Below are 6,080 nucleotides of genomic sequence, written 5' to 3'. Positions count from 1 at the left end.
TTTATCACCTCTGTAGGAATTGATAGATTTTGTGTCAATGAATGAAAAACGCATGAAATCGAAGCTTCTAAAATTGATCTCATACGTTTTTTATTTTCATGGATGCTGTCCCGATTCTTCTTTTTAATAATGAATGCCTTTATCCAGCCATTTTGCAGCTGCTTCAAACATTGCTTCTGATAAGGTTGGATGCGGAAAAATCATATCCTCCAGTTCTTCTACAGTACCTTCCAAGTACATAAAGGAGGTTGCCTGGCTGATAATTTCTGTAACATGAGCACCGGCCATGATGACACCAAGAATTTCTCCATATTTTTTTTCCGATATAATCTTCATAAATCCGCTATTTTCTGCTGAGGCAATTCCCTTTCCATTAGCAGCTAAATCTACTTTTTGAGATTTCACCTGATACCCTTCTGCTTTAGCCTGCTCTTCGGTCATACCAACACTTGCAATCTCGGGGAAGGTGTAAATACAACGGGGCATAATAAAATCCTTTGGATGCTTTTCGCCCAAAATATGATTCACTGCCCGGATACCTTCCTCACTTGCCGCATGTGCAAGCTGATAACCGCCAATTAAGTCACCAATTGCATAAATACCTTTTACATTCGTCTGCATATGTTTATCCACTTTAATAAACTTGCCGTCATAATCAACAGAAAGGTCGTCTAATCCTGTTAAATTAGGCTCGCGTCCGACAGAAACCAGCACCTTGTCCGTCTCCAGGTTTATTTCCTGCCCGTTCTTTTCTAACTGGACAATGGTTTTCTGACCCTTTTTAAAAGCAAGCACTTTGGCATTCGTATGCATCAGAATCCCTTTTCTTTGCAGCTCTTTTGCAAGAAAATCAGCTGCATCCTTGTCTTCGGCAGGAATAATCCGATCCGCCATTTCAATAATTTCGACTTTTGTTCCTAAGCTTTGAAAAATACAGGCAATTTCTAATCCGATGACGCCGCCACCGACAATAACTAAATGATCAGGCACTTCTTCGATATCAAAAATCGTGTCACTGGTATCATAAGGAATCTCAGAAAGTCCAGGAAGGCTGGGAACGAACGGTTTCGATCCATTTGCAAGAATAATCGATTCCGCCTCCAGATTTTCTGTCTTTTCTCCCAAATCAACAGAGATTCTCTTTTGGGCAGCGACTGTACCATAACCGTTATATACTTTTATTTTATTCGCTTTTAATAAGCTGTTAATCCCGTTACGAAGCTGCCCGATAACCTGATTCTTTCTTTTAATCATAGTGTTTATATCAATAGAGTAATAGTCAATTTGAACACCAAATTGCTTCGCTTCTTTCACTTGATTGATAACTTCCGCATTTTTTAATAAGGTTTTAGAAGGAATACAACCACGGTTTAAACAGGTTCCTCCCAAATCCCTGCCTTCCACCAATGCTACAGATAGACCCAGCTTTGCAGCACGGATTGCTGCAACATATCCTCCGGGACCTCCGCCAATTATCGCTACATCAAATTTTGTCATTTACTCAGCCCCTTAAACTAATAAACTATAAGGATTCTCTAGATTTGCCTTCAAATCCGTTAAAAATGCTGCAGCCGGTGCACCATCAATAGCCCGATGGTCAAAGGACAAGCTAAGCACCATCATCGGACGTGCTACCAGTTGTCCATCTACGACAACAGGTTTTTCGATGATTCTTCCGACACCCAAAATCGCTGTTTCAGGTCCGTTTATAATTGGTGTAAAGGCATCAATCGCATACATTCCCAAATTACTGATTGTAAAGGTACTTCCCCGCATCTCATCCGGCTTCAATTTATTTTCTCTTGCCTTCCTGCCCAGTTCTTTACTAACCTGTGTCAGTTCAGCCAGACCCTTCTGATTTACATTTTTCACAGAGGGCACAATTAAGCCATTTTCTACTGCAACAGCAAGTCCAATATTTACTTCCTTGTTCATTACAATTTCATCACCGATTAAAGAAGCATTTAATTTGGGATGCTTGGCCAGTGCGTTGGCAGCTGCTTTCATAATGACCTCTGTAAAGGATAAACGGTATCCTGTATCTTTTTCGATGACAGGCAGCAATGATTTACGCAGATCCATAACATTTGTCATATCGACATCACTTGTCAATGTTACATGCGGAATAGTTTGCACACTTTCCACCATCTTATCAGCAACCGCTTTTCTAAGCCCTTTCAGCTTGATACGTTCTGCTTGAGGTGCATGTGCTTCTGATACGGTTCCCTTAGCAGATTCAAGGTAAGCAAGCACATCCTGCTTTTCAATTTTCCCGCGGGCTCCCGTTCCAATTACCTGCTTCAAATCTACCCCATGATCAGCTGCTATTTTCTCCGCCAGCGGAGTTACTGCTATCGCACCCTTCGCAATTGCTGTCTCAACATCCTGCTGATGTACTCTGCCGTTTGGACCAGATCCGGGAACTGTTGATAAGGAAATATCATTTTCCCGGGAAACACGACGGGCTGCCGGCGTTGCTCTAACTTTTCCACCTTTATTTTCTGCCGGATCAGAATGAGCACTTGCTGCTTCCCCATTCTCCTCAACAGATACCTCTTCCCGGGCTTCTTCTGCGTCCGATTCTCCAGAAGCTGCCGGCGGTGTATCAGGAACTTTTTCACCTGCTTCGCCAATATAACCGATACAGGCATTCACTTCGACCTCGTCATCCACGTTAAAATATTTCTTTAACAATACCCCTTCTTCATAGGACTCTACTTCGATATTAATTTTATCCGTCATAATCTCGAATAGGGGTTCTCCCATTTCCACAGAATCTCCCTCTTCTTTAAACCATTGAAGCAGAGTTCCTACTTCCATCGTACTGCTTAACTTGGGCATAAATATTTCTTTCGCCACCTGAAATCCTCCTTTCTATGCTTTATTTAATGTTTCTTTAACTGCCTGAATAATATCTGGAACCTGTGGAACATGCATTTTTTCTAATTCCGGATTATATGGAATTGGTGAGGACGCACCGCCCAATCGTTTAATTGGTGCATCTAAGTAATCAAATGCTTCACTCTCTGCAATCATACTTGCAATCTCTGCTCCATAACCGCCTCTTTTTACGGCTTCATGGACAACGACTAAACGGGATGTTTTAGATACAGATTGAATAATGGTTTCTGTATCTAATGGAACTAATGTACGTGGGTCGACAACTTCTACACTGATTCCTTCCTTCTCCAGCTCCTCTGCCGCCTCTAAAGCACGATGGACCATAATAGCTGTAGCTACAATCGTTACATCCGTTCCTTCCCGTTTTACATCTGCTTTTCCTAACGGGATGCTGTATTGTTCTTCTGGTACATCGCCTTTTGTTTTATAGAGCAATTTATGCTCATAGAAAATAACCGGATTATCATCATCCATCGCTGCTTTTAACAGCCCTTTTACATCATGCGCTGTGGAAGGCTGGACTACTTTTAACCCCGGAATATGAGCTACCCAGGCTTCTAAGCTCTGTGAATGCTGTGCAGCAGCCCCCGTACCTGATCCGCTTGGCGTACGCAAAACCATCGGAACCTTCCCTTTTCCACCATACATATAACGAATCTTTGCCGCCTGATTCACCATTTGATCCATTGCAATGGTAATAAAATCAGAGAATTGCAGCTCTAAAATTGGGCGCATTCCAGTCAATGCTGCACCAACTGCTGCACCGGCAATACCTGATTCACTAATCGGTGTATTACGTATCCGTTCAGGTCCAAATTCTTCGATCATTCCACGGGTGACTCCAAAAGCACCACCGTATACACCTATATCTTCACCAAGAATAAAAACATCTTCATTTGCACGCATCTCCTGACTCATTGCTTCCCGAACAGCTTCTAAATACGTTATCTCTCTCATTATTTCTTTCCTCCTTTTTGAACATTCTCTTTAAGCGAATACATCTGTTAATAAGTCATCTTTTGTTGGCATTGGACCTTCTTCGGCAAACGCCACTGCATCCTCAATTTCCTTTAATGCTTCTTTCCGCAGTGCTTCTGCCTTTTCTTCTGTAAAAATGGATTCACTAATTAAAAGTTCCTTTAACCGTTTAATCGGATCTTTTTCTCTCCATTCATTTTCCTCATCACGGGTACGATACTTTTTGGCATCGCTTTTCGAATGACCCTTCCAGCGATATGTTTTTGCTTCAATCAATGTTGGACCTTCACCGTTTTTAGCACGTGCAATGGCTTCGTCTGTGACATTGATCATCTCAATAATGTCATTTCCATCGGCAACGACTCCTGGAATACCGTAGGCTTTTGCTCTTGTTGCAATATCCTCCACCTTAACCATCTCTTTCACAGAACCTGACATTCCATATTGATTATTTTCACAAACAAAAATAACAGGTAAATTCCAAACAGCTGCAAGGTTTACTGCTTCATGAAAGCTTCCTTCATTAGTAGCGCCATCTCCAAAAAAGCATACGGTTACATAATTTAACTTTTTCATCGATGCAGTTAAGGCAGAGCCGACTGCTAATGGAATACCGCCGCCAACGATGCCGTTAGCACCAAGATTTCCCATTTCTACATCGGCAATATGCATGGAACCGCCTTTTCCTTTACAATAGCCTGTCGTTCTTCCAAAGAGCTCAGCCATCATCTTATCTGGTGTTGCTCCTTTGGCGATACAATGACCATGCCCGCGATGCGTACTGGTAATTTTATCTTCCTTGTCTAATAAAGCGCATACACCGGCAGCGCTTGCTTCCTGTCCTACAGCTAAGTGTGTTGTTCCATGGATTTTCCCTTTTGCAAAAAATTGGTCTACTTTTTCCTCAAAATAGCGGATTAACCACATTTGTTTGTAGAGTTCTACTAGCTTATTTTCTGTTATTTTCTCTGGAACCTTTAAATGATTCATTTTTTCGCCTCCTACTTACATATGTTCTATATAGTTACCTTTGTAAATAGTGTATGTTTTTTTTGGTGAAAGGTCAAGATAATTCTCTGATAAATCTCGAATTTATTGATTATTTTTTAATTTATAGTAAACTTTACATTAAAGAATTTCTCTTATATCAATTGTAATAGGAATGCTAATTTGAATGGATGTGAGTATATGCTTAGCTGGGAAGAAAGACGTTCATTGGTAAAAATCGCCAACCTTTATTATAATGATGGCTGGACGCAGGAACAGATTGCCAAGAAACTTGGTGTTTCACGACCAGTCATATCAAAATCATTACAAAAAGCACGCGAGCATAAAATTATTGAGATTTTTATTAAAGATGAAACGGTTCATACAGTAAATTTAGAAAAAAAATTAGAGGAACGCTTTGGGTTAGAAGATGCTATTGTTGTCCCTATTTCCGGGCAAACACCAGATGTAGTCAAGTTATCTGTTGCACAGGCAGGAGCTTATTATCTATCGAAAAATATCAAAAAAGCAAATAAAATCGGGATATCATGGGGAACAACTCTAGAAGCATTAGTCCAGGAATATCCCTATGAAATGAAAAAAAACATCACCATCTTCCCATTAGAAGGCGGCATGGGACGTGAGAAAGTAGAGATCCACTCTAACCAATTAGCATATGAACTCGCTAAAAGGGTAGGCGGTACATGCTCTTACCTCTATGCACCAGCTATGACGGAAACCAGCGAATTGCGTGAGCGCTTAATGAAGATGGATGATATTAATGAAGTTCTCCAGGAAGCGGCAACTGTTGATATTGCATTAGTCGGCTTAGCTAATCCATACGTACAATCAACTCTGGAAGAGATTGGCTATCTTAATCAAAATGATTTAGAACAGCTTCGGCAATTTGGGGTAGTTGGTGATATGGGTTTCCGCTTCTTTGATTTAAACGGTAAACAGGTCGATAGTTCATTTAATAAAAAAGTAATCGGAATATCGCTTGAACAATTGCGCCATATCCAAAAAGTAATCGGCGTTGTTTCAGGAGCTCATAAGGCAGAGAGCGTATCAGCAGCTTTAAAAGGCAATTATATTAATGTATTGGTTCTCGATGAGCAAATAGCAACAGAATTATTATATGCGAGTGAGTAATCTCCTAATCTCCTATCGATGAAACAAATGCCTGCTAAAAAACTCTTTGGCAGCCAGTCCGG

The 6,080-nt window shown here is 40.8% G+C and carries 5 protein-coding genes; 1 reads left to right on the top strand and 4 read right to left on the bottom strand.

Annotated features, from left to right (window positions below; translation table 11 throughout):
* Positions 1-123: 123 nt before the first annotated feature.
* The 4 genes from lpdA to FLK20_RS17405 are packed head-to-tail and all read right to left on the bottom strand — an operon-like array spanning position 124 to position 4,869.
* A complete protein-coding gene (lpdA, locus tag FLK20_RS17420; protein WP_152657864.1) occupies positions 124-1,497 on the bottom strand; it encodes a dihydrolipoyl dehydrogenase in 1,374 nt (457 codons plus the stop codon).
* Between the two features lie 12 nt (positions 1,498-1,509).
* A complete protein-coding gene (locus FLK20_RS17415) occupies positions 1,510-2,859 on the bottom strand; it encodes a dihydrolipoamide acetyltransferase family protein (protein WP_152657863.1) in 1,350 nt (449 codons plus the stop codon).
* A 15-nt stretch (positions 2,860-2,874) separates the two neighbouring features.
* The gene (locus FLK20_RS17410) at positions 2,875-3,858 is read right to left on the bottom strand and encodes an alpha-ketoacid dehydrogenase subunit beta (protein ID WP_152657862.1); all 984 of its coding nucleotides are present in this window, start codon (positions 3,856-3,858) and stop codon (positions 2,875-2,877) included.
* Positions 3,859-3,888: 30 nt separating this feature from the next.
* Entirely contained in the window at positions 3,889-4,869 is a 981-nt protein-coding gene (locus FLK20_RS17405; protein ID WP_152657861.1) for a thiamine pyrophosphate-dependent dehydrogenase E1 component subunit alpha, read from the bottom strand.
* A gap of 198 nt (positions 4,870-5,067) precedes the next feature.
* On the opposite strand from FLK20_RS17405, the gene FLK20_RS17400 reads away from it, so the two are divergent.
* A complete protein-coding gene (locus FLK20_RS17400; protein WP_152657860.1) occupies positions 5,068-6,018 on the top strand; it encodes a sugar-binding transcriptional regulator in 951 nt (316 codons plus the stop codon).
* The last annotated feature ends 62 nt before the right edge of the window (positions 6,019-6,080 follow it).

Origin of the sequence: Oceanobacillus sp. CFH 90083, assembly GCF_009389585.1 — a bacterium.
Lineage (GTDB): Bacteria > Bacillota > Bacilli > Bacillales > Amphibacillaceae > Oceanobacillus.
Note: the sequence above shows the minus strand (reverse complement) of the source record. Positions and strands in the feature narration are given on the sequence as shown.

Excerpts from the sequence above, each read along its gene's own strand:
- lpdA (WP_152657864.1), bottom strand. The coding sequence starts at position 1,497 with ATGACAAAATTTGATGTAGCGATAATTGGCGGAGGTCCCGGAGGATAT.
- FLK20_RS17410 (WP_152657862.1), bottom strand. The coding sequence starts at position 3,858 with ATGAGAGAGATAACGTATTTAGAAGCTGTTCGGGAAGCAATGAGTCAG.
- FLK20_RS17405 (WP_152657861.1), bottom strand. The coding sequence starts at position 4,869 with ATGAATCATTTAAAGGTTCCAGAGAAAATAACAGAAAATAAGCTAGTA.
- FLK20_RS17400 (WP_152657860.1), top strand. The coding sequence starts at position 5,068 with ATGCTTAGCTGGGAAGAAAGACGTTCATTGGTAAAAATCGCCAACCTT.